The organism is Pseudomonas sp. FP2300 (assembly GCF_030687595.1).
GTDB lineage: Bacteria > Pseudomonadota > Gammaproteobacteria > Pseudomonadales > Pseudomonadaceae > Aquipseudomonas > Aquipseudomonas bijieensis.
Genome location: NZ_CP117440.1, coordinates 2,395,684 through 2,417,661, shown reverse-complemented (window position 1 = coordinate 2,417,661; position 21,978 = coordinate 2,395,684). Strand labels below are relative to the sequence as shown.

The window sequence follows — 21,978 nt, the reverse complement described above, 5'->3', positions numbered from 1 at the left end:
TGTACTCTTTAAGGATTTTTCTGACAAGCGCCGCCAGTCAGTTCACCGCTCGGGGCCGCTGCGCAGCCCAGCGGGAGCAATCTCTGGCCACAGGTATCAACACTTTTCCTCAAGTGAACGGCATGACCCTGTGGGAGCGAGCCTGCTCGCGAAAGCATCAGCCCATTCGACATCCATGCAAGCTGACCCACCGCCATCGCGAGCAGGCTCGCTCCCACAGTTGGATCGGGGTATGACCGGAGAGACAGGTCGGCTGTGAGGCCGCCTTCGCGAGCAAGCCCGCTCCCACAAGAGATCTGTGGAGAGGGCTACAACCCCGCCAGATAAGCCCAGGGAAAAATCCCCCGCTCATGCCCATCACTGAACACCAATTGCACCCCATACCCCTGGGCATTGACCTCAACCACCCGAACCCGCGTATCAACCTGAACCGTCAGCCCCTGCAAACGAAACGCCCGGCACTGAGAACAAGGACACTGCCGGCGTAACTGAGCATGATCCAGACGCTGTTCACGCCCATCGGGCCAGTCAAGCCTCAGTTGCCCTGTGCCCTGGGAATTACCAATCGCCAGCGGACTCATTGCAACTGCCCCAGGGCAATGCGCACAGCCTTGCGCACTTCCGGGTCGCCATCGTCCCGCGCTGCCTGCAACGCCGGGATGGCAGCGTGATCGTTCAATTCGCCCAAGGCCAGGGCCGCCTCCTTGCGCAAATTGCTGATCCGATGGCCCAGGGTCTCGATCAAGGCCGCCAACGCCGGAACATAGCGCAAACGCCCCAGGCTGCGGGTCGCCCGCAAACGCACTTGCCAATAATCATCGGCCAGCGCCTCGACCAGGGCCGGGCCGGCATCGGCGTGACCGACCTTGCCCAGGGTGGTGGCGGCTTCTTCGCGCACCGCCCAGGCCGGATCCCGCAGCGCCTGGCGCAGCGCCGGCAAGACTTGCGCGTCCGAAGCCAGGCCAAGGGCGCCAGTGGCGGCGCGGCGCACCTCGGTGTCTGGATCATCACTGGCCAACCGGGCCAGGGCCGGCAAGGCGTCGAGGTGCTTGAGCCAACCCAGCACGCCGACCGCCTCGCGCCGCACGCTGGCATCGCCGTCAGCCAGGGCGATGATTGCAGCCGGTGCCGCGTCGAGCAGGCGTAACTCGCGCAAGGCCCTGAACGCCGCGACGCGCACACCGGCATCCGCATGGGCCGTCCAGGGCAGGATCACCCTTCCTGCCGCCTCGCTCTTGAGCAGGCTCAGGCTCTGGGCGGCAGCGGCCTGCACGCTCGGCGACGGATCCGTCAGGGCCACGCACAGGGCCGCCACCACCGGTGCGTCTTCCCAGGCTTCGAGCAATCGTGCGGCCTCGGCGCGCACCTCGGCACTGGGGTCCTCGGCCAGGCGATCCACCAGCCACAGCAGGCCTTCAGGTTCCTCAAGGTCGGCCAGCTCGATCAGGGCGATGCGGCGCACGCCAGGGTCCTCGTCGGTCAGGCGCGGTTGCAGGGCGAGGATGTCGTCGTTATCAGTGTCTTCGAATAGAGAGGTCATAGGGCAAATCGCGGCAAGGAGGTTTCAGGGGGAAGCCCGAGTGGGTTGAGGCGCGGCAACTGCCGGCCGTCTTCATGGCGCAGCAGCTCGAGGCAGTGGCCCTTCAAGCGGGAGAATTCAGGGCGGGTCACCAGTGCGGTCGTGCGTGGCCGTGGAAAGTCCAGGCGCAGATCCTCGATGATCCGACCGGGACGCGGGCTCATCACCAGCAAGCGGTCGGCCAGGAACAGCGCTTCGTCGATGTCATGGGTGACGAACACCACGGTGGTGCGGATGCGCGTCCAGATGTCCAGCAGCAGCTCCTGCATGTTCAACCGGGTCAAGGCATCCAGCGCGCCGAAGGGTTCGTCCATCAGCAGCAGCCGTGGACGGTTGACCAGCACCCGGGCGATCTCCACTCGTTGCTGCATGCCCCCGGAGAGTTGGTCCGGCCAGTGCCCGGCGAAACCTTCCAGGCCCACCAGCGCGAGGATTTCATCGGCGGCCCGGTGCCGTTCGACCTTGCCCAGGCCGCGCATCTTCAGGCCGAAGGCGACGTTGTCACGCACGGTGCGCCAGGGAAACAGCGTGTGTTGCTGGAACACCATGCCGCGTTGGGGCGACGGGCCACAAACGCTCAAGCCGTCGACATTCAAGCTGCCGGTGCGCGGTTGCAGATGCCCGGCCAAGGCCCCAAGCAAGGTGGATTTGCCGCAACCGGACGGCCCGAGGACACAGACGAACTGGCCCGCCTCGATCTGGCAATCGAGCCCTTGGACCGCTTCGAAGGCCTGGGCGCCCTGGCCCAGGACAATGGACAACTGACGGATATCGATCCGTCCTTCGGGGGTTTGCATCACGCTCATCAGGCTTTTCCTCGTGGTCGGTGCCAAGGCGTGAACAGCCCGCCCAGGCGCTTGATCAACAAGCTGCTGCCCATGCCCAACACACCGATCAGCAACATGCCGACGACGATGTCGGCGTAGTTCTGCACGGTGTAGGAAGCCCAGGTGTAGTAGCCGATGCCGTACTGGCCGGCGATCATTTCCGCCGTCACCAGGCAGAACCAGGACGTGCCCATGCCGATGGCCAGGCCTGTGATGATGCTCGGCGCGGCGCCCGGCAGGATCACCTCCAACAGGATCGCCCGGCGCCCGGCTCCCAGGCTTTTCGCCGACGCGATCAGCCGCCGGTCCACTCCTTCGACGCCGTGCACGGTGTTGAGCAGGATCGGGAACAGCGCGCCGGTGAAGGTGATGAACACCATCGATAGCTCCGACGAAGGAAACATCAGGATCGCCAGGGGAATCCAGGCCACCGCCGGGATCGGCCGCAGCACTTCCAGCGGCGGTAGCAACAGGTCTTCGGCCCATTTCGAACGGCCGATGGCCAGGCCCAGGGCCACGCCGATCAACAACGCCGCGCCGTAACCGGCAAAGACCCGTCCCAGGCTACTGCCCAGGTGCCGGGCGAGATTGCCGGAGTCCCCCAGACCCAGCGCCGCCTGGACCACCGCCAATGGGGTCGGGACGTTGGCGAAGGTCACCAGGCCGAGGTCCCAATGGCCGTTGGCGGCGAGTTGCCAGAACAACAGGCAGAGCAGCAGGGAAGCGGCTCGCAGGAGCCAGCGTTTGGGTGATGGATACACTGATATCTTCCTCAGTTATGGAGATCCCTTGTGGGAGCGAGCCTGCTCGCGATAGCGGTGTGTCAATCACATCAACTTCAACTGATCTGACGCCATCGCGAGCAGGCTCGCTCCCACAGGTTTTGCTTTCACTCGAGTCAGGTCAGCGGGCAGCAACCGCCTGGATGGTGGCCTCGCTGAAGTCCAAGACCTTGCCACCCTGGGCCGTGGCGAACTGCTGGGCCTGGCCCTTGAGCAGGAACGCGCTGAGCTGGCCCTTGGCGTCACTGGCGAACCACGCCTGTTCGGCCAGCAGCTTGATCCCGCTGTCGCTGGCCTGGGCATAGACGGCGCGGATGCCCTTGCCTTCCTGCTTGAGGCTCGCCAGCGCGGCGAAGGCCGATTGGGCCGAGGCGTAATGGCGCACTTTCGGCTCGCCGCGTACCCAGATCTCGGCCACGCGACTGAAATCGCTGATGGCTTTGCCGGTCAGGGCATCGGTCGTACTTAGCGGTGTCTGGGCGTAATTAGCCAGTTGCGCGGTGTAGTCCAGATTCGACGCCTTGAACGCGGCGCGGATGTACTGGTCATCGATGAAGGTATTGAGGTCCAGGCCACGATCGGCTTTCTTCAGCAGCTTGAGGGTATCGATAGCGGTGCCGACCGCTTGGCGGTACTCCGGTTTCCAGGTCAGGTCGCGGGTCTGTACGCCCAACGGCCCGTGGAACAGGTAATTGACCTCGGCATCCACGCCGGTGACCTTGGCGATCAACTCGCTGTACTTCTCAGGTTCGGCGGCCAGCAACTGATTGGCCTCGATGCTCGCGCGCAGGTAAGCGACGACGATTTCCGGGTATTTCCTTGCGTAGGCCTGATCCACCAGCGCACCGTGGAACGTCGGCGCACCGGCCTGGGCACCGTCGTAGATCTTGCGGGCGAAACCGCGGCTGGGGAACAGTTCGGCGAACGGCACGAAGTCGGCGTGGGCGTCGATCTTGCCGGCTTGTAACGCGGAGCCGGCCACTTCCGGCGGCTGGGCGATGATATTGACGTCCTTGAGCGGGTCCCAACCCTGGGCCGCGACGGCACGCAGCAACATGCCGTGGGCGGTGGAGGCGAACGGCACGGAAATGGTCTTGCCCTTGAGCTCAGCCAACGACTGCACGCCCGATGCACTCGGCACCACGATGCCGTTGCCACTGCCCCGGGTGCTGCCCGACAGCACGCTGATGAACAGGCTGTGCTTGCCGGCGGTTTCGAACGCCACGCCGTTGAACGCCCCGGGGAAATCGGCCATGGCGCCGAAGTCGAGCTTACCGGCGACCATCTCGTTGGTCAGCGGCGCGCCGCTGGTGAAGTTTTTCCACTGGATGTCGTACTGGGCGTCCTTGTAGGCGCCGTCGTGGGGCAAGTATTTATCCAACAGGCCCAGCTCCCGAATCAGCAACCCGCCGGCGGCGCAGTTGATGGTGGTGTCCTGGGTGCCGATGGCGATACGGATGGTTTCTGCCTGGGCAGGCAAGGTCAATGAAGCCAGTACCAGACCGGCGAGTGCTGCACGCAATAACATGGGTGTGTCCCCTCGAATCATTTATTGGATGTTCGTCTCCGCCGCGATCAGGGCGCGGTGGGAAACGAGGGGTGTTCTGAATCTGCGTCCGGGGGTGGCCGGATGGCTTTTGTGGTGTTTGGGCTGGCCCTATCGCGAGCAGGCTCGCTCCCACATTTTTTCAGCGTTCACCACAAATCCATTGTGGGAGCGAGCTGCTCGCGAGGGCGTCCTGTCAATCAACGCAGCAAGTACGGAATCTCGACTTTCACCGCCCCCGTCGGGCAGTCCTTTTCACAGGGCATGCAATACCAGCATTCGTCGAACGCCATGTAGGCCTTCTGGGTCGCCGGGTTGATCGCCAGCAGGTCCATGGGGCAGACATCGACGCAAACGGTGCAGCCCTTGTGGGCGATGCATTTGTCCTCGTCCACGGTGACGGGGGCATTGGAGCGGAAAAAGATTTCCTGGGGTTGATAAGCCATGGGCGGTCTCTCTGGGTGTAAGGTTCACGCCGCGTCAGCGCCGACCCGCAGCCGGTCGTAGGCCTGCAGTTCGTCGGCATCGAGGGCGATGATGTAGGGCTCGACGGCTTTCTTGAATGAGGTCATCGCGCCGTCTTCGCCCTTCTTCAAGTGGCAATGGCAGAACCAGTCGCTGTCGTTGCGTTGCGGATGATCGACCCGATAGTGGTACAGGCCCCAACGGCTTTCGGCGCGAAACAGCGAGGCGCGAGCGGCCATTTCGGCGCAGTCGCGGATGACGCTGACCTCCATGGCGCGCATCAATTCATGAGGGTTGTGGGCCTTGATCTGGTCCAGGTCGCGCTGGATATCGCTGAAGCGTTGCAGGCCGATCTGCATTTTCTTGGTGACCTTCGGCGGTTGCAGGTAATCGTTGACGAAGCGGCGCAGCTTGTATTCCACCTGGGCCGGCGGCAGGCCGTGCTCGCGGTCCAGGGGCGCGTAGACACGAGCCCTCTCCCGCTCGATCTGCCCGGCGTCCAGTGCCGAAAAATCCTTCCCGGCCACGAAGTCCGCGGCGTTGTGCCCGGCAAACCAGCCGTAGGTGAACGCACCGAGCATGTAGTTGTGGGGCACGGCGGCCATGTCACCGGCCGAGTACAGGCCCTTGACCGAGGTTTCGGCCCGCTCGTTGACCCACACGCCCGAGGCCGAGTGACCGCTGCAAAAACCGATTTCGGAGATGTGCATCTCCACCATCTGCGTGCGGTAGTCAGTACCGCGGTTGGCATGGAACTGACCACGACTGGGTCGTTCGTTACTGTGCAGAATGTCCTCGATGTTCTGGATGGTTTCCTCGGCCAGGTGATCGAGCTTGAGGAACACCGGACCATTGCCACTTTCGAGTTCCTGGTGGAACTCCCACATCATCTGCCCGCTCCAGTAGTCGCACTCGATAAAGCGCTCGCCCTTGTTGTTGGCGGTATAGCCGCCCAGGGGACCGGTGACATAGGCGCACGCCGGGCCGTTGTAATCCTTGATCAGCGGGTTGATCTGGAAGCATTCCAGGTTCGCCAGTTCGGCACCGGCGTGGTAGGCCATGGCATAGCCGTCCCCGGCATTGGTAGGGTTCTCATAGGTGCCCATCAGGTAGCCGGAGGCCGGCAACCCCAGGCGTCCCGCCGCACCGCAGCAGAGGATGACCGCCTTGGCCTTGATCACATGAAAATCGGCGGTACGGCAATCGAAGCCCATCACACCGTTCACCGCGCCTGCTTCGTCGGTCAGCAAACGGGTACAGACCAGCCGATTGGTGATACTCACCCGCGCCCGTTTCAACTGGCGATACAGGACTTTCTTGATGTCATGCCCTTCCGGCATTGGCAGCACGTAGGCGCCCATGTGATGGACCTTTTTCACCGCATAGTCGCCGGTTTCATCCTTCTCGAACTTCACGCCCCAGCGGTCCAGTTGCTCGATCGTTTCGAAGCTGTGGGTCGCGTAGGCATACACCGCCGTCTGGTTGACGATGCCGTCGTTGGCGATGGTGATTTCCTTGGTGTACTGCTCGGGGGTGGAATGACCGGGAATGATCGCGTTGTTCAAGCCGTCCATGCCCATGCTGATGGCGCCGCTGCGCTTGACGTTGGCCTTGTCCACCAGCAGCACGCGCAAATCACGGTTGCGCTCCTTGGCCTTGATCGCCGCCATGGGGCCGGCGGTGCCACCGCCGATGACGACGATGTCGTATTCCTGTTCGAGGGTGCTCCGAGTCATGCCTGCGTTCCTTTTTGCCGGTCGATCCGCAAGCGGTACTGGAAAGCATCGCCACGGTAATAGAGGTGTTCGAAGTCCAGTGGCTGGCCGCTGGCATCATGGGTCAGGCGCTCGATGCGCATGATCGGCGAACCCGGCTCGACCTCCAGGGCCTGGGTCAGGTCGCTGTCGGCCAGTACCGCATCGATGGCCAGGTCCGCATGGCCCAAGGTCAGGGCACAGTCGTTTTCCAGGATCAGGAAAATGTCGCGGGTGACCAGGTCGGCCTTTTCCAGGCGCTCGCCGAGGGCCTTGGGCAGGTAGGTGATCTCCAGGGAAACCGGTTCGCGATTGATCAAGCGCACCCGTTTGATCTGCACCACCTCTTCCCCTTCAGTCAATTTCAGGCGCTCGGCCACCAGTTTGTCGGCCGCGATGAACTTGAAACTGAGCAGGCGGTTGATCACCTCGAAACCGCGCCCGGTCATGGACTCGGCCAGGCCCTGGAGGGTGCTGACATTCTGGAAGGTCTTGGGCTTGGCCACGAACGTCCCTTTGCCGTGGATCTTGAAAATCAGCCCTTCCTTTTGCAGGTCACCCAGCGCTTGGCGCACGGTGATACGACTGACACGGAACAGCGCACCGAGCTCGCTTTCCGAGGGCATCTGGCTGCCTTGGGGGTATTGGCCATCGAGGATGCGCGCACGCAGCACGTCTCGTAGTTGCGTGTGCAGCGGCACGCTGCTGAGGGGAAGAACGTTGTCGGACATGGCCTTCATCACTTGTCATAACGAGTTATGACGTGATCTTAGAAAACCCGTCCAATGCTTGGGAAATACTCTTTGAGCATTAGGTTATGCCCACGAGGGCTCGCTTCAGCAGCGCTGGAGAATGCGATCCATCACCCAGTCGGTCTTCAATGCCTGTTCGGCAATGGCCGGATGCTGCGACTCACCACGGATATGGGCATTCATGCCGAGTACATGGTGCCATTGGATATGCTCAGGATGATGAGGGATGTCGAGACTGATGGATGTGTCCGTACACAGTTGCAGTGGCTCATCATTGAACACCGAGAAGTTGATTCGCCCTTGACTGCCGATCACTTCCACACGGTCCTCACGTCGGTCAGCGACGAAATTCCAACAGCCCATGCCTGTGGCCCCGCAGGCGAATCGCCAATGGGCCACGACCGCATCTTCTGCCTGATACAAACCGCCCTGGCGAGCGGCGAAACCCGTTACCTCGACAATGTCCCCCAACAAGAACTGGAACAGGTCAAGGCCATGGCAGGCCAGATCAGTGAAATAACCTCCGCCTGCAATCGTCGGATCGGTACGCCAATTGATCGCTCCGCTGATATCCGCCGATGAGGCGGGCTTGGTGAGCGTCCAGGTCAAATGCCGAATGTCACCGATGCATCCTTGTTCGATCCATTGCCGCACCTTGCGAAAACGCGGCAGTGAGCGCCGGTAGTAGGACACAAACAAATGCACCCCCGCGGCGTCGAATACTCTCTGCATTTCCCGGCTCTGCGTGGCATTGAGGGACATGGGTTTCTCAACGCAGCAATGCTTGCCGGCGGCCGCCACCAGCATGCTATAGCTGAAATGACTGTCGGGCGGCGTCGCAATGTAAACCGCATCGACTTCAGGATCATCGATCAGTGCCTGCGCGTCAGTGTAGAACCTGGCGATACCGTGGCGTTCAGCATAATCGGACACTGCCTCCGAACGTCGCCCCATCACCGCTACCAACGCTGAGCCGGGTGCCTTGTAGAAGGCCGGCCCACTCTTGCGCTCCGTCACGCTGCCACAACCGATCATGCCCCAGCGTACCGTTCTCATCGTTTGACTCATGGAATCAAGGCCATCTGGCTCCGCAATGAAGCCCCCTCAAAAAAGACAGGAGTTTAATCAGGCCCAGCCTGAATGTCGTGGCTACAACGTTTGCCCCTCATTGCGAAACGCACTGGGGCTCATACCGGTCCAACGCCGGAACGCCCGGCGAAAACTGCGCACATCGCTGTAGCCGACTTCTTCGGTGATGCGCTCGATGGACAGCCCGGGGTTGGCCAGCAGGCTCAGGGTCCGACCGCGGCGCACCTGTTCGAGCAAGGCCTCGAAGGTCAGGCCGTGTTCGGTCAGGCGCCGACGCAGGGTGCGGCTGCTCATGTTGAGGTCGCCAGCGATTTTCTCGATGTGGCTGCCACGGGTCAGGTCCCGGGCAATCGCCCGTTCCACAGCCTGGATCAGGTCGATCTTCTGGTGGACCTCGGTGGCCTCCTGCTCCAGCAAGGCCAAGGCCTGGCGCAAGGCCAACGGGTGGTGATTGGGCAGGCGCATATCCAGCCAGCGCACATCGATCAGCATGCGATTGTGCCGGCAACCGAAGCGCACATCCGGCCCCAGTATCCGCTGGTATTGCTGGGCATAGGACGGCGCGGCGTGCATGAACTCCACGGCCTGAGGCTTGAAATCGGCCCCCGCCAGCGCCCGCCCATAGACCATCAGGCTGGCGAAGAACTCCTCCACGGCAAATACCTGGATCTCGGCGAAAGGCAGGCGGCAGGTCGCCTCGACCATGATCCGGTCAGTGGCTTCTTCGACACTGGTCACCGCGATGCCACCGGTGGTGTGCTGGTAACGAACCCCCAGGGCAAAGGCATCGCGCAGGGTTTCGCACAGCGACAAGACGTGGCCCAACAGGCCGAGGGTGCCGAGCACGTTACGGTCGCCCACCCATAATCCCAGGCCCTGGTCGGGCAACAGTCTGAGCGCCCGTTGGATCATGACCACCGCCTGACGATAGGAAATGCGCTGGGCGGGATCTTGCAGATCGTCAAGACCGAACCCCAGGCCGCGACACAGGCTGGCGGCATCGAAGCCCTTGTCAGCCACCACCTCGGCCAGGGTTTGCAGCAGGAACGGCGATACCAGCGCCAACTCATAGGTGGGGTCGATGACTTTCATCTGCATGGGGCGGGTTCCGGAGCACGTTAGGCGGCGTTTTTGTAACCGGTTATTTCATAAAGTTAGCATGCCCAAGCGAATCGAGGAGCACAAAAATCTGGCCGCCCAAGTCCCCTGTCTGGCCGCCAATACCCTGCCCTGTCGGCGGCGAACGGCTTATTTCTATGGCTCGGACCTTCGGTGTATCTCCAACAATAATAATGAGCCCCCACATGAACCCGATCCGCACGACATTCGCCTTGCAATTGACCCTCGGACTGGCCGGCGTTTGTGCCCTGCCCGCGTGGGCTACCGAAACCGGAGTCGATAACATCGGCCCCGGTACCGACGGTTTTTTTGTGTTGCCCTTGGAAGTCGACAGCCTTCCGGACAACATGGTCGCGTTCAACCTCTACTACAACCACTACAAGGCCCGGAAATTCAACATCAGCTCGTTGGGCGGCGAAGTGCCAAATGTCGAAATAGAATCCACGGCGGTGGTCCCGCGTATCGATTACCTCAGCCCATTGCGAGTGGCCGGTGGACGCGTGGGGATCTACATCGCCCAACCCTGGATCAAGCAGGAAGTCGCGGTGTTCGGCCTGAGCGATACCCGCGAGGGCATGGGCGATACCACCATTTCGCCAATCGTGCTGTGGGACATGGGCAAGAACCTGACCCTGGCCGCGGCGGTGGAAATCACCGTGCCGACCGGCGAATACAGCAAGGATCGCCTGGCCAATACCAGCACCAATTTCTACACCTACAAGCCGCTGTTTTCCTTCACCTGGCTGCCCACGGAAAACACCGAGCTATCGATGAAAACCACCTACAGCTTCAACCGTGAGAACAAGGACACCGACTACCGTTCAGGGCAGATCTTTCACTTCGACTATTCCGCCAGTTACCGCCTGACCGACAACCTGCGGCTGGGGCTCAACGGCTACTACCTCAAACAGACCACCGACGACAAACAATACGGTCGCACGGTGCAATTCGCCGGGCAGGACGTGGATGATGGTGTGCGCGGCCAGGTGTTTGCCATCGGCCCGGCGCTGCATTTCACCTTCCTCAAATACGCCAGCGCCGAAATTCGCTGGGCCAAGGAATTCGACGTGGAAAACCGCCCCGAAGGGGAAATGCTCTGGGCCAAGATCAGTATTCCGTTTGCGTTCTAATAGCGTTTCACAGCACTTCTGGAGAGGGGACTTATCTGTGGGAGCAAGGCTTGCCCGCGAAGCAAGCGACTCGGTTCCAGATAGACCGTGTGTTCTTCATCGCGGGCAAGCCTTGCTCCCACAGATAAGTCCCCTCGCCACAGGTTTTGTGCCTGACACGAATGCATCAGCTGCAGGCCAGTCAGCGCTCGACCCGCGACGATTGAAGCCAATCAGCTCACCCCCAGAATCGACGAAAGATGCCCATTGAGGAACTTGCCGCCAGGGTCCAGCGCCTGGCGCACCTGGGTGAATTCAGTCCAGCGCGGGTACAGCGCCTGGAGCGCCTTGGCGTTCAGGGAATGCAATTTCCCCCAATGCGGACGGCCCTGGTATTTCCAGAAGATCGGTTCGATGGCGGCAAAGAAGTTGTGATGGTCCATCTGGTAATGCTGGTGCACCGAGATCGAGCAACTGTCCCGGCCTTCGAACATGCTCAGGGCAATGTCGTCGGCCTTCACGTAGCGGTATTCGATGGGAAACCAGGTGCGCAGGTCCTTGTCGCGGATCAGTGCCAGGATTTCCCGCAAGCATGCCGGGCCGTGCTCGGCCGGTACCGAGTACTCCATCTCATTGAAGCGCACGGTGCGGGCATTGGCGTAGATGTCGTGGGAGTCACCGACCCGGTCATCGAAATCAGCCACCAGCCGCAGGCTGTTGAGCAGCGCTCGCCGAATCGCGGGAAAGTCGCTGCCATACTTGTCGAGGTTTTCGATCAGCGTGACGAATTCGTTGCCGCCCTCCTCCTCGGGGCTGATCGGCGGCGTGGCCGGGTCCGTGGTTTCGTTCAGGGTAATCGACAACGCATAATCGGAATGGGTGACGACCTGCATTTCCCAATGCTGGTTGTCCCGGGTGTTGGCTTCCACGTCCTCGAGCAACTCCTCGGTCTTCGCCACCCACTGGTGCTCGCGCAAGCGATAGGCGACACGGTTCTGCAGGCGCACGCGGGTTACCAGCCCCAACGCGCCAAGGGACACCCGGCCAGCCTTGAACACTTCAGGATGACGCTGGGCATCGCAATCGAGCACCTCGCCGCTGGCCGTTACCAGTTGCAGGCCGACCACTTGGGACGCGTACGAGCCGAAAGCCTTGCCGGTGCCGTGGGTCGAGGTGGCGATGGCTCCGGCCAGGGTCTGGTAATCCACGTCGGCCATGTTCGGCAGCGCCTGGCCGATGGACTTGAGCGCCGGGCCCATGCGGGACATGGGCGTGCCGCCACCGAACTCGGCTTGCAGGCTGGCCCCGTCGTGATCCAGCAGCCCACTGAAAAAGCTCAGCGACAACAAGGTGCCGTCGGTGGGCACCAGGGCGCTGAAGGAATGGCCGGAACCCACCGGACGAATCCGCCCTTCAGCGCGGCGCACCACCTGCACCAGCTCATCGAGGTCCTTGGGGGCCAGGCGCGCCGCTGGCAGGCAGCTCTGCGCGCCCGACCAGTTGCGCCACGGAATCAACCGTGGCGCGCGCATCAGCTCGGCCAGGGCACCCTGACTGCCCAGCGCGGTAAAGGCTGCGACAACGCCGGCCTGTTGCAACAAGCGACGCCGTGAGTAGTCCATCGTCATGCCGTAGTACTCGTATTTATTATTGGAAATGTTGACCGGACATGAAGGCGATCAGGGCCAGGAACTGCTCTTGGGAACAGTGCATGCACAGGCCCATCGGCGGCATGCCGTTGTAGCCGTTGATCGCGTGGTCCAGCAGGGTGTCGGCGCCCTGGGCGACCCTCGGGGCCCAGGCGTTCGTGTCGCCGGTCAACGGCGCTCCGGCACCGGGGTTGGCGTGGCAGAGCTTGCAGCTGCTGTCATAAACCTGGGCCAGCGCCGCATCGCTGGGCATGGCGGTGAACACCGTGGGCGCGGGCGGCTTGGCCTCCTCGCCGCAGCCTGTGAGCAGGGTGCCGAGCAGGAGGATGAAGGCTGGCTTGAGCCAGATTGAAGTTGAAGGTGTCGTTGCCGGCATAGGGACCTCTTGGCGGCGCTTTCTTGTTGTGGGTCAACACTAAGGCACGCCAGCGCGTCGACTTGAGGTCATTGGGGGCCATAAAAGGGGGCTTGGGCGGCCAGCTGCTGGCCTATCAATGACCTTTGTGGCGAGGGGATTTATCTGTGGGCTCTATGAGTTCTGTGGGAGCAAGGCTTGCCCGCGAAGCAGCCGACTCGGTTCCAGATAGACCGTGTGTTTTTCATCGCGGGCAAGCCTTGCTCCCACAGAGCCTTGTTCCCCCAGAGCGGCTCGCCACACGGGCATTGCGTGCTCAGGGGAGTAATAACCCCTGCTCGCGCTCGCACAACTGCACCACGTAATCCCACAGCACCCGCAGGCGTACGGATTTGTGCAGTTCGCGGCGGGTGCTGATCCAATAGCTGCGGCGGATGGTTTCGTCCGGCAGCAAGGGCACCAGCGCCGGGTCGCCGTTGGCCATGTAGCAAGGCAGCACAGCGATCCCCAGCCCCGAGCGCGCGGCCTGTTGCTGGGCGATGACGCTGGTGCTGTGGAACACCACCCGGGGGTTGCGGCAAAAACTGTTGAGGAACATCAGTTCCTGGCTGAACAGCAAGTCATCGACGTAGCCGATCCAGGCGTGGCGAGCCAGGTCCTCGCGGCTACGCAGTGCTGGCGAGCGGTCCAGGTAGGCCTGGCTGGCGTACAGCGCCAGGCTGTAGTCAGTGAGCTTGCGCGTCACCAGCAGGTCGGCCGCCGGGCGTTCGAGGTGGATGCTGATTTCCGCCTCGCGGTTGAGGATGCTGACAAACCGCGGCACCGCCACCAGCTCCACCTCCAGCCCCGGATAACGCTGGAACAGCCCCTCCATGCGGCTGGCCAGGAACATGATGCCCAGCCCTTCGGTCACCCCCAGGCGGATCTTGCCCAGCGGTGCGCTGGACTGGGTGATGTCCTCCTGGGCCAGCAACGCCACGTTCTCCATGGCTTCGGCGTGCTTGAGCAGCGTCTCGCCAGCCGGGGTCAGTTCATAACCCTGCGCATGCTGGACGAACAGCGCGGTGCCCAGGCTTTTCTCGATGGCCTCGATGTGCCGGGCCACCGTGGCGTGGGTAGTGTTCAACCGCCGTGCAGCCGTCAGCAAACGCCCGCTGCGTTGCAGCTCCAGGAAATAGCGCAGGTCATTCCAGTCGAACATGAGGCGATCCTTGAACACACCTGAAGGCACGACTGTTTATAAACGCACAGCCGCTGCGCAAAAACTAACATTCTTTTGACGAAAACTAACAACTAGGATGGATCCCACAACAACAAGAATGAGGTCGCGAATGCAACCTGTCGTCGATGAATACGATTACGTGATCGTGGGCGCCGGCCCTGCCGGATGCTTGCTGGCCAATCGGCTTTCGGCCAACCCGCAACACCGGGTGCTGCTGCTCGAAGCCGGCGGGCGCGACAACTATCCGTGGATTCACATCCCGGTCGGCTACCTGTTCTGCATCGGCAACCCACGCACCGACTGGTGCTTCAAGACCGAAGCACAACCGGGCCTGCAAGGCCGCGCCCTGAGCTATCCCCGCGGCAAGGTCCTGGGCGGTTGCTCCTCCATCAACGGCATGATCTACATGCGCGGCCAGGCTGCGGACTATGACGGCTGGGCCGCAGAGGGTAACCCTGGCTGGGCCTGGAAGGACGTTCTGCCGCTGTTTCGCCAGAGCGAAAATCACTTTGCCGGAGCCTCCGAATTCCATGGTGCCGGCGGGGAATGGCGGGTCGAACGCCAGCGCCTGTCATGGCCGATTCTCGATGCCTTCCGCAGCGCCGCCGAGCAGAGCGGCATCCCCAACGTCGACGATTTCAACAGCGGCGACAATGAAGGCTGCGGCTACTTCCAGGTCAACCAGAAAGCCGGGGTACGCTGGAATGCGGCCAAGGCCTTTCTCAAGCCGGTTCGCCAGCGTCCCAACCTCACGGTGTTGACTGACGTCGAAGTGGACCGTGTGTTATTGCGTGATGACCGCGCCCACGCTGTCAGCGCCCGCTGGCAAGGCAAGGGCATGACCTTCAAGGCCCGTAAGGAAATCGTATTGTGCGCCGGGGCGGTTGGCTCGCCGGGCATCCTGCAACGCTCCGGGATCGGCCCGCGCAGCCTGCTGCAACGCCTGGGCATCGGCGTGACCCATGAGCTGCCTGGTGTGGGTGGCAACTTGCAGGACCACCTGCAATTGCGACTGATCTACCAATTGGAAAATGCCCGCACGCTGAACCAGATCGCCGGCACCCTGTGGGGCAAGATGGGCATGGGCCTGCGCTATCTGTACGACCGCAGCGGCCCGCTGTCCATGGCCCCCAGCCAACTCGGCGCATTCGCCCGCTCGGGTCCGGAGCAGACCTCGGCCAACCTCGAATACCACGTCCAGCCGTTGTCCCTGGAACGCTTCGGCGAACCGCTGCACAGCTTCCCGGCGTTCACCGCGTCGGTCTGCGACCTGCGCCCGCAAAGCCGTGGCCGGGTGGACATTCGTTCGGCCGACCCGCACGAAGCGCCGCTGATCCAACCCAATTACCTGAGCCATCCCGAAGATTTGCGCGTTGCCGCCGACGCCATCCGCCTGACCCGACGCATCGTCGCCGCCCCGGCCCTGAGCGCGTTCAAACCGGTGGAATACCTGCCGGGCCCCAGTCTGCAAACCGAAGAAGAACTGCACCAGGCCGCCGCCCGGATTGGCACGACGATTTTCCACCCGGTCGGCACTTGCCGCATGGGCCAGGACCACGACGCGGTGGTGGATGCGCAACTGCGCGTCCATGGCATCAGGGGCCTGCGCATCGCCGACGCCTCGATCATGCCGCGCATCACCTCGGGCAACACCTGCTCGCCGACGCTGATGATTGCCGAGAAGGCGGCGAGGATGATGCTCGAGGCAGATACCAGAATCATCATGCCGCAAAAGGAGCCGGCCACAGCCTGAAGAACAACAGAATCCCCTGTGGGAGCGAGCCTGCTCGCGATAGCGATCTATCTGTCACATATGTGTTGAATGTGCAGCCGTCATCGCGAGCAGGCTCGCTCCCACAAGGGAGATGAGTCGATTCAAGGAAAGTGTGTCAAATCAGGAGACGCCACCCCGGCGTCGCAGTGGAACAACAAAAACAATCACTGTGAGGGATACCGCTATGTCTGAACATGTTCAGCCCCTGGAAGCCACGCGCAGCGCCGGCACCAGCCAGGAAACCCAGAAAGTCATCTTCGCCTCGTCCCTGGGGACGGTGTTCGAGTGGTACGACTTTTTCCTCTATGGCGCCCTGGCGGCGGTGATCAGCAAGCAATTCTTTGCCGGGGTCAACGACACCACGGCGTTCATCTTCGCCCTGATGGCGTTCGCCGCCGGTTTCATCGTGCGGCCATTCGGTGCGCTGGTGTTCGGCCGGCTGGGGGACATGATCGGGCGCAAGTACACCTTCCTGGCCACCATCATCCTCATGGGCCTGGCGACGTTCTGCGTCGGCCTGCTGCCCAACTACGCCAGCATCGGCATCGCCGCGCCGATCATCCTGGTGGTGTTGCGCATGCTCCAGGGCCTGGCCCTGGGCGGTGAATACGGTGGCGCGGCGACCTACGTCGCCGAGCACGCGCCGATGGGCAAGCGCGGTTTCCATACCAGTTGGATTCAGTCCACCGCCACCCTCGGATTGCTGCTGTCGCTGCTGGTGGTGCTGGGTTGCCGCTACTTCACCGGCGATCAGTTCGAAGTCTGGGGCTGGCGCATTCCGTTCCTGCTGTCGATCCTGCTGCTGGGCATCTCCACCTGGATTCGCCTGAGCCTGCATGAGTCACCAGCGTTCTTGAAAATGAAAGAGGAAGGCAAGTGCTGCAAGGCGCCGATCCGCGAGTCGTTCGGCAAATGGGAAAACCTCAAGGTGGTGCTGATCGCCTTGTTCAGCATCAACGCCGGGCAAGCGGTGACCTTCTACGCCGCGCAGTTCTACGTGCTGTTCTTCCTCACTCAGTTCCTGAAGATGGATCCGGCCCTGGCCAACAGCCTGCTGATTGTGAGCGTGGTGATCGGCGCACCGTTCTTCATCTTTTTCGGCTGGCTGTCGGACAAGGTCGGGCGCAAACCGGTGCTGATGATCGGCCTGCTGCTGGCGACCGCCCTGTACTTCCCGATCTTCAAGACGCTCGCCCATTACGCCAACCCAGCCATCGACCTGGCGAGCCGCCAGGCACCGATCACCGTGGTCGCCGACCCGGCCACCTGCACCTTCCAGTTCGACCCGGTGGGCAAGGCGCGTTTCGACAGCCCTTGCGACAAGGTCAAGACCTTCCTGGTCAAGCAGGGCCTGCCCTACAGCAGCGTCGCGGCCCCAGCCGGAAGCGCGGTGCAGGTCAGTGTCGGTGACGTGAAACTCGAAGGGTACGACGAAGCCGCCCTGCGCGGTGCGGTGACCCTGGCCGGCTACCCGCAGCAGGCCGATGCGCAGCAGATCAACCGGCCGATGATCGTGGCCTTGATCGTGGCGCTGATCATCATCTCGGCGATGTGCTACGGACCGCTGGCGGCGTTGATGGTCGAACTGTTCCCGACTAGGATCCGCTACACCTCCATGTCCCTGCCCTACCACATCGGCAACGGCTGGTTTGGCGGTTTCCTGCCCACCGTATCGTTTGCCCTGGTGGTCTACACCGGAGATATCTTCTATGGGCTGTGGTATCCGGTGGTGATTACCGGAGTGAGCCTGGTGGTGGGCATGCTTTGCCTGCGGGAAACCAGGAACGTGGATCTGGATACCAATTGAGGGCAAAACCGTGGCGAGGGCATTGGCGCCCTCGCCACCGACTCAGAAGCTCGCCTTCACGGTCATGGTGAAGTTGCGCGGCTCACCGTAATAGTTACCGAAGCTCTCGGTGCCGATGGTGGTGTAGTAGCGCTTGTCGAACAGGTTGTTGCCATTGAGGGCCACCGACCAGGTGTCATCGATGCGGTAGCCCACGCGACCGTTCCACACGGCATAACCGGCCTGGGTGATCTTCTCGCCGCTAACCGGCGATACGCGGAAATTGTCGCTTTGTGCATTGACCCCGGCACCGACACTGAACCGTTCCAACGCCCCGCCGAGGACATAATCGCCCCACAGACGCAGCACATGGCGCGGCACGTAGCTGTTGAACGAGCCGCCGTTGAGGCTGGTGTCGATGTCGTCGAGGGTCTTGGTCTGGGTGTAGGTGTAGCCGGCCAGCAATTGCAGGCGCTCGATAACTTCACCGCTGATCTCCGCTTCGAAACCCTGGGCGCGCACCTTGCCGGCATTCTCGTAGCAGAAACCATCCGAGGACGCACAACTGGAGAAGTAGTCGGTCTGGGCCTGGTCTTTCTGCAGCGTGCGGAACAGGTTGAAAGCGCTGTTCAGGCGTCCGTCGAACCACTCGCCCTTGATCCCCAGCTCATAACTCTCGCCCACCAGGGGCTTGAGTGCCGAGCCGCTTTCGGAGCGATAGTTGCCCTGGGGCGTGAAGATATCCGAGTAACTGGCGTAGGCCGTCAGGTGCTCATTGAGGTCCAGCAACACAGCGGCAAACGGCGTGACTTGTCCCGTCTCCGTGCTCTTGGCGTGTTCCGTACCGCCGGTGAGGAACACCGAGTCGGTCTTGGAGCTGTACCAGCTCACTCGGCTGCCGACGACAAACGTCAACGGGTCCGCCAGCTTCAGCCGCAGGGTCGAATACATCCCTCGCTGCTCGGTAATGGTCTTGACCGGACCACCGCGCGTCGAGTTCTCGATGAAGTAACTGTCGTCCGGTTCGGGAATATGTCGATCCGGCTCGAACACATTCTGCTTCTGTGGCAGCAGCGCCACCGAGAAGAAGTCATCCTTGTCCGAGCGGCTGGCGTTGAAACCGACAATCAACTCATGTTGCTGCCCCAGGGCGTCGAACTTGCCGTCCAGGTAGGCGTCAAGGCCGTAATCGACCTGGTCATAGTCGTACATGCTACCCAGCATGTTGGTGGTCGAGGTGCCGGGCGTTACCGAGCCCGATGCAAACGCGTATTTGATGTCCTGGGTATTTTTCGTATAGACACTGGCGACCTTCACGGCCCAGTCATCATTGAGCTGATGCTTGAGATCGCCAAACACCGTGGTCCGCTGGCTGCGCCAGGTGTTCCACGATGGGTCCAGGCAAGTGGAACGACTGAGTTTCAGATCGCTGCCGTCCCGGTAGCGCGGAAGCCCGCCCCAGCAGGGGCTTGCATCGACGTCTTCATAGGCAACGCCCACGCCAAGCGTCGTATCGGGCGACAGATCGAAGTCCAGGGCGCCGTAATAGATCTGGTCCTTGCGCCGGGCATCGTCGTAAAAATAATGTCGGCTCTGCTCGGCGATCACCGCCCTGCCCCGTACGGTGCCCGAGTCATTCAACGGGCCACCGGTATCGACCTGCCCACGGTAATTGTCCCAGGTACCGCCCGAAAGGCTGAGCTCCGTCTGGGCCATGGCCTGACCGCGTTTGCGGACGAAATTGACGCCGCCGGACGTGCCGCCCGCCCCCTTCATCATCCCGGCGGCGCCGCGCAGCACTTCGACACGGTCGTAATAAGCCATGTCACTGCTGAAACTGTCGGCCTGGACATAGCTGTTGCCCATGTCCAGCGGAACGCCGTCGTATTGATACTGGCCAGACATCCGGAACCCGCGGGAGTAGAAATACTTGCCGCCCATGGTCGAGTCGTAGACGGTAATGCCGGGGGTCTTTTCCATGACTTGATCGATGGTATTGAGGTTCTGGTCATCGAGCATCTTGCGGGTAATCACCGTCACCGACTGCGGCGTTTCGCGCAGGGAGTGCTCGCCCTTGCCGATGGTGACCGCGCCCGTCGTGTAGGAATTGCTGTGCTCGGTGGTCGCCCCGAGCCGCTGTGCCTCGATGGTGGTTGCGTCCAGTTCCAGTGCCGAACCGCTGACCGGCACGGGGCGCAGCACGTACGTGCCGTTGGCCTGGAGGGCGGCTTGCAGGCCGCTACCAGCCAGAATGCGCGCAAAACCGTCGCCCACGCCGAAAGAGCCGCTCAGGCCGGGTGATCGCAAACCTTCGAGTTGCCGGGCATCAAACGAAATAGCGACACCGGCGGCGCTGGAGAAACGGGTCAGCACATCCACCAGGCTCGCGGCGCCGATATCGTAGGCCTGCACCGCGCGCTGCTGCGCCGCAGCCGCTGGAACCGGGCTGGCATTCACCGCCGTGGCGCCGGCGGTCGTGACCGCCAGCAAACCTATTTTCACTGCAAACACCAGACGGCCCGGCGCGCTCACCCACGTCATACTTTCCCTCCCCCAAACGGTCGATAAAAACTCACTGAGGAAGAGCCGAACGATGAGGATGAAAAGTGCAGGGGCTGGTTTTTTTATTACGCGGCATTAGCGCCGATCGCCACCGGACACCTGGACCCAGAATCGGCTGTAGCGGGTCACCCGCAGCGAAAAACCGCTTTCCAGCGCCGCCAGGGCAAGATCGGTGTTATCGACGGGAAATACACCGGAAACCTTCAAGTCGCCAATCGCCGGGGCCCAGCGCAGCACACCGGGACGGTAGCGCGACAGTTCATCCAGCAGCGCCGCCAGGGGACGGTCAATGGCGATGATGCTGCCCTTCTGCCAGGCACCGACCGACACATCGTTGCCACGCAGCGCCCCCAACGACCGCTCATTGAAATCCAGGCGCTGGCCGGCTTCGACCCGCATCCTTGAACCAGTCGCCAGCAGGCTTACCTCGACCGCTTTCTCAAGCACCGCCACTTCGCCGCCCCCCGCCTGGCTACGGACGATAAACCGCGTGCCCAGCGCAAGCACTTCGGTCGGCCCAGTGACCACCTTGAATGGACGTCGCAAGGGATCGAACGCCGTCGTCACGAGGATCTCACCCCGCAACAGCTCCAGGCGCCGCTGCTGTCCATCGAAACGCACATTGATCGAGGTGTCAGTGTTGAGCAGGACCGTGCTGCCATCGGCCAGCTGGAACTCGCGACGCTCGCCCACCGCGGTGCGGTGATCGCAAAACAGGTTCTGGGTTGCCTGGCTGCGCCAGCCCAGCCAGCCCAGGCCGCCGGCGGACGTCAGCAGCAAGGCGCTGCGCAACACCTGACGGCGGGAGCGCTGGTGGGTGTCGCTCAAGGTCGGCGCCGCGAGGGCCCCCGGCACACTCGCCATCTGCTCGGCCACCGCGGCCATGCGCTGCCAGGCCTGGCCGTGCAACGGATCGGCAGCCAGCCAGGCGCGCCAATCGGCCCGGTCCGCGTCGGTCGCAATGCCGGAATGAAGCCGGGCGTACCAGCGCGCTGCCACACGGATGGCTTGCAACTCTTCGGCAGGCAGGTTCATGAAAGCTGCAATTGAATCTGCATCAGGCAGCAATGTTCCATGGCCTTGGCCATGTGGTTGTTGACCGTGCGTACGCTGACGCCCAGGCGCTCGGCAATCTGCGGGTACGTCAGGCCATCGAACTGCGACAGGATGAACGCCTGCCTGACGCGCGGCCCCAGCCCCAGGAGCAGGCGGTCGATCTCCATCAGGGCCTGGAGCAGGATCGCCTGTTCTTCCAGTGACGGGTGCTGCTCTTGCGGCATGGCCGCCAATGCTTCGAGGTAGGATTGTTCCAGCGAGCGGCGGCGAAACAGGTCGATCAGCAGCCCTTTGGCGATCATCGACAGGTACGGTCGCGGCTCGCGGATATCCAGCGCGGTGCGCGCCTTGATGACCCGCACAAACGTATCCTGGGTCAGGTCGGCGGCATCGAACGTATTGCCCAGGCGCTTGCGCAACCAGCCCTGGAGCCAACTGTGATGATCACTGTACAGAACGTCGACAGCACTGCGTAGGGACAGATCGTTGGCGGGCATGGCAATGGAATAATTCGCGACTGATAATGACTCGCATTGTCATAGACACCATCGC

At 62.3% G+C, this 21,978-nt stretch carries 19 protein-coding genes; 3 read left to right on the top strand and 16 right to left on the bottom strand.

What is annotated here, in order from left to right:
* Positions 1-308: 308 nt before the first annotated feature.
* The 10 genes from PSH86_RS10825 to PSH86_RS10780 form a co-directional block, all read right to left on the bottom strand.
* Complete coding sequence (locus PSH86_RS10825) at positions 309-581, bottom strand: gamma-butyrobetaine hydroxylase-like domain-containing protein (protein ID WP_163854477.1); 273 nt, start codon at positions 579-581, stop codon at positions 309-311.
* Positions 578-1,540, bottom strand: coding sequence for a HEAT repeat domain-containing protein (locus tag PSH86_RS10820; RefSeq protein ID WP_163854480.1), 963 nt, complete (start codon positions 1,538-1,540; stop codon positions 578-580). The genes PSH86_RS10825 and PSH86_RS10820 overlap by 4 nt, the downstream gene beginning before the upstream one ends.
* A complete protein-coding gene (locus tag PSH86_RS10815) occupies positions 1,537-2,385 on the bottom strand; it encodes an ABC transporter ATP-binding protein (protein WP_305489636.1) in 849 nt (282 codons plus the stop codon). The genes PSH86_RS10820 and PSH86_RS10815 overlap by 4 nt, the downstream gene beginning before the upstream one ends.
* Positions 2,385-3,167 carry an ABC transporter permease gene (locus tag PSH86_RS10810; protein WP_305489635.1) on the bottom strand — a complete coding sequence of 261 codons (783 nt, stop codon included), beginning with the start codon at positions 3,165-3,167 and terminating at the stop codon, positions 2,385-2,387. Before PSH86_RS10810 ends, PSH86_RS10815 begins: the two co-directional genes overlap by 1 nt.
* A gap of 142 nt (positions 3,168-3,309) precedes the next feature.
* Positions 3,310-4,716 carry an ABC transporter substrate-binding protein gene (locus PSH86_RS10805; RefSeq protein WP_305489633.1) on the bottom strand — a complete coding sequence of 469 codons (1,407 nt, stop codon included), beginning with the start codon at positions 4,714-4,716 and terminating at the stop codon, positions 3,310-3,312.
* A gap of 218 nt (positions 4,717-4,934) precedes the next feature.
* On the bottom strand, positions 4,935-5,180 hold the full coding sequence (locus PSH86_RS10800) for a ferredoxin family protein (protein ID WP_003180418.1): 246 nt from the start codon (positions 5,178-5,180) through the stop codon (positions 4,935-4,937).
* Between the two features lie 24 nt (positions 5,181-5,204).
* Positions 5,205-6,935, bottom strand: a complete 1,731-nt coding sequence (locus tag PSH86_RS10795) for a fumarate reductase/succinate dehydrogenase flavoprotein subunit (protein ID WP_305489631.1) — start codon at positions 6,933-6,935, stop codon at positions 5,205-5,207.
* Positions 6,932-7,684 (bottom strand): GntR family transcriptional regulator, encoded by a 753-nt coding sequence (locus PSH86_RS10790; protein WP_109751846.1) that lies wholly within the window; start codon positions 7,682-7,684, stop codon positions 6,932-6,934. Before PSH86_RS10790 ends, PSH86_RS10795 begins: the two co-directional genes overlap by 4 nt.
* 105 nt (positions 7,685-7,789) lie before the next feature.
* Positions 7,790-8,761, bottom strand: coding sequence for a Gfo/Idh/MocA family protein (locus PSH86_RS10785; RefSeq protein ID WP_109751768.1), 972 nt, complete (start codon positions 8,759-8,761; stop codon positions 7,790-7,792).
* Between the two features lie 93 nt (positions 8,762-8,854).
* Entirely contained in the window at positions 8,855-9,892 is a 1,038-nt protein-coding gene (locus tag PSH86_RS10780; protein WP_109751767.1) for an AraC family transcriptional regulator, read from the bottom strand.
* Positions 9,893-10,098: 206 nt separating this feature from the next.
* Between PSH86_RS10780 and PSH86_RS10775 the strand changes: the two genes are divergently transcribed.
* Positions 10,099-11,043, top strand: a complete 945-nt coding sequence (locus PSH86_RS10775; protein ID WP_116831981.1) for a transporter — start codon at positions 10,099-10,101, stop codon at positions 11,041-11,043.
* Positions 11,044-11,255: 212 nt separating this feature from the next.
* On the opposite strand, the gene PSH86_RS10770 is transcribed toward PSH86_RS10775, so the two are convergent.
* The 3 genes from PSH86_RS10770 to PSH86_RS10760 all read right to left on the bottom strand — a co-directional run bounded on the left by PSH86_RS10770 (position 11,256) and on the right by PSH86_RS10760 (position 14,227).
* Positions 11,256-12,554, bottom strand: a complete 1,299-nt coding sequence (locus PSH86_RS10770; RefSeq protein ID WP_176689565.1) for a D-arabinono-1,4-lactone oxidase — start codon at positions 12,552-12,554, stop codon at positions 11,256-11,258.
* A gap of 115 nt (positions 12,555-12,669) precedes the next feature.
* A complete protein-coding gene (locus PSH86_RS10765; protein ID WP_109751763.1) occupies positions 12,670-13,047 on the bottom strand; it encodes a cytochrome c5 family protein in 378 nt (125 codons plus the stop codon).
* Positions 13,048-13,342: 295 nt separating this feature from the next.
* Positions 13,343-14,227, bottom strand: coding sequence for a LysR family transcriptional regulator (locus PSH86_RS10760; protein ID WP_109751761.1), 885 nt, complete (start codon positions 14,225-14,227; stop codon positions 13,343-13,345).
* A gap of 130 nt (positions 14,228-14,357) precedes the next feature.
* On the opposite strand from PSH86_RS10760, the gene PSH86_RS10755 reads away from it, so the two are divergent.
* Both PSH86_RS10755 and PSH86_RS10750 read left to right on the top strand, forming a co-directional pair.
* The gene (locus tag PSH86_RS10755; protein ID WP_232200212.1) at positions 14,358-16,001 is read left to right on the top strand and encodes a GMC family oxidoreductase; all 1,644 of its coding nucleotides are present in this window, start codon (positions 14,358-14,360) and stop codon (positions 15,999-16,001) included.
* Positions 16,002-16,206: 205 nt separating this feature from the next.
* On the top strand, positions 16,207-17,829 hold the full coding sequence (locus PSH86_RS10750; RefSeq protein WP_116831977.1) for an MFS transporter: 1,623 nt from the start codon (positions 16,207-16,209) through the stop codon (positions 17,827-17,829).
* Between the two features lie 42 nt (positions 17,830-17,871).
* On the opposite strand, the gene PSH86_RS10745 is transcribed toward PSH86_RS10750, so the two are convergent.
* The 3 genes from PSH86_RS10745 to PSH86_RS10735 all read right to left on the bottom strand — a co-directional run bounded on the left by PSH86_RS10745 (position 17,872) and on the right by PSH86_RS10735 (position 21,923).
* Positions 17,872-20,349, bottom strand: coding sequence for a TonB-dependent receptor (locus tag PSH86_RS10745; protein WP_305489627.1), 2,478 nt, complete (start codon positions 20,347-20,349; stop codon positions 17,872-17,874).
* A 96-nt stretch (positions 20,350-20,445) separates the two neighbouring features.
* The gene (locus PSH86_RS10740; protein WP_305489625.1) at positions 20,446-21,405 is read right to left on the bottom strand and encodes a FecR domain-containing protein; all 960 of its coding nucleotides are present in this window, start codon (positions 21,403-21,405) and stop codon (positions 20,446-20,448) included.
* A complete protein-coding gene (locus PSH86_RS10735; RefSeq protein WP_053123338.1) occupies positions 21,402-21,923 on the bottom strand; it encodes a sigma-70 family RNA polymerase sigma factor in 522 nt (173 codons plus the stop codon). Before PSH86_RS10735 ends, PSH86_RS10740 begins: the two co-directional genes overlap by 4 nt.
* Positions 21,924-21,978: the final 55 nt, after the last annotated feature.

Bases quoted from the DNA above. Each gene is read 5' to 3' on its own strand.
- PSH86_RS10825 (WP_163854477.1), bottom strand. From the start codon at position 581: ATGAGTCCGCTGGCGATTGGTAATTCCCAGGGCACAGGGCAACTGAGG.
- PSH86_RS10820 (WP_163854480.1), bottom strand. From the start codon at position 1,540: ATGACCTCTCTATTCGAAGACACTGATAACGACGACATCCTCGCCCTG.
- PSH86_RS10815 (WP_305489636.1), bottom strand. From the start codon at position 2,385: ATGAGCGTGATGCAAACCCCCGAAGGACGGATCGATATCCGTCAGTTG.
- PSH86_RS10805 (WP_305489633.1), bottom strand. From the start codon at position 4,716: ATGTTATTGCGTGCAGCACTCGCCGGTCTGGTACTGGCTTCATTGACC.
- PSH86_RS10800 (WP_003180418.1), bottom strand. From the start codon at position 5,180: ATGGCTTATCAACCCCAGGAAATCTTTTTCCGCTCCAATGCCCCCGTC.
- PSH86_RS10795 (WP_305489631.1), bottom strand. From the start codon at position 6,935: ATGACTCGGAGCACCCTCGAACAGGAATACGACATCGTCGTCATCGGC.
- PSH86_RS10790 (WP_109751846.1), bottom strand. From the start codon at position 7,684: ATGTCCGACAACGTTCTTCCCCTCAGCAGCGTGCCGCTGCACACGCAA.
- PSH86_RS10785 (WP_109751768.1), bottom strand. From the start codon at position 8,761: ATGAGAACGGTACGCTGGGGCATGATCGGTTGTGGCAGCGTGACGGAG.
- PSH86_RS10780 (WP_109751767.1), bottom strand. From the start codon at position 9,892: ATGCAGATGAAAGTCATCGACCCCACCTATGAGTTGGCGCTGGTATCG.
- PSH86_RS10775 (WP_116831981.1), top strand. From the start codon at position 10,099: ATGAACCCGATCCGCACGACATTCGCCTTGCAATTGACCCTCGGACTG.
- PSH86_RS10770 (WP_176689565.1), bottom strand. From the start codon at position 12,554: ATGCGCGCGCCACGGTTGATTCCGTGGCGCAACTGGTCGGGCGCGCAG.
- PSH86_RS10765 (WP_109751763.1), bottom strand. From the start codon at position 13,047: ATGCCGGCAACGACACCTTCAACTTCAATCTGGCTCAAGCCAGCCTTC.
- PSH86_RS10760 (WP_109751761.1), bottom strand. From the start codon at position 14,227: ATGTTCGACTGGAATGACCTGCGCTATTTCCTGGAGCTGCAACGCAGC.
- PSH86_RS10755 (WP_232200212.1), top strand. From the start codon at position 14,358: ATGCAACCTGTCGTCGATGAATACGATTACGTGATCGTGGGCGCCGGC.
- PSH86_RS10750 (WP_116831977.1), top strand. From the start codon at position 16,207: ATGTCTGAACATGTTCAGCCCCTGGAAGCCACGCGCAGCGCCGGCACC.
- PSH86_RS10745 (WP_305489627.1), bottom strand. From the start codon at position 20,349: ATGACGTGGGTGAGCGCGCCGGGCCGTCTGGTGTTTGCAGTGAAAATA.
- PSH86_RS10740 (WP_305489625.1), bottom strand. From the start codon at position 21,405: ATGAACCTGCCTGCCGAAGAGTTGCAAGCCATCCGTGTGGCAGCGCGC.
- PSH86_RS10735 (WP_053123338.1), bottom strand. From the start codon at position 21,923: ATGCCCGCCAACGATCTGTCCCTACGCAGTGCTGTCGACGTTCTGTAC.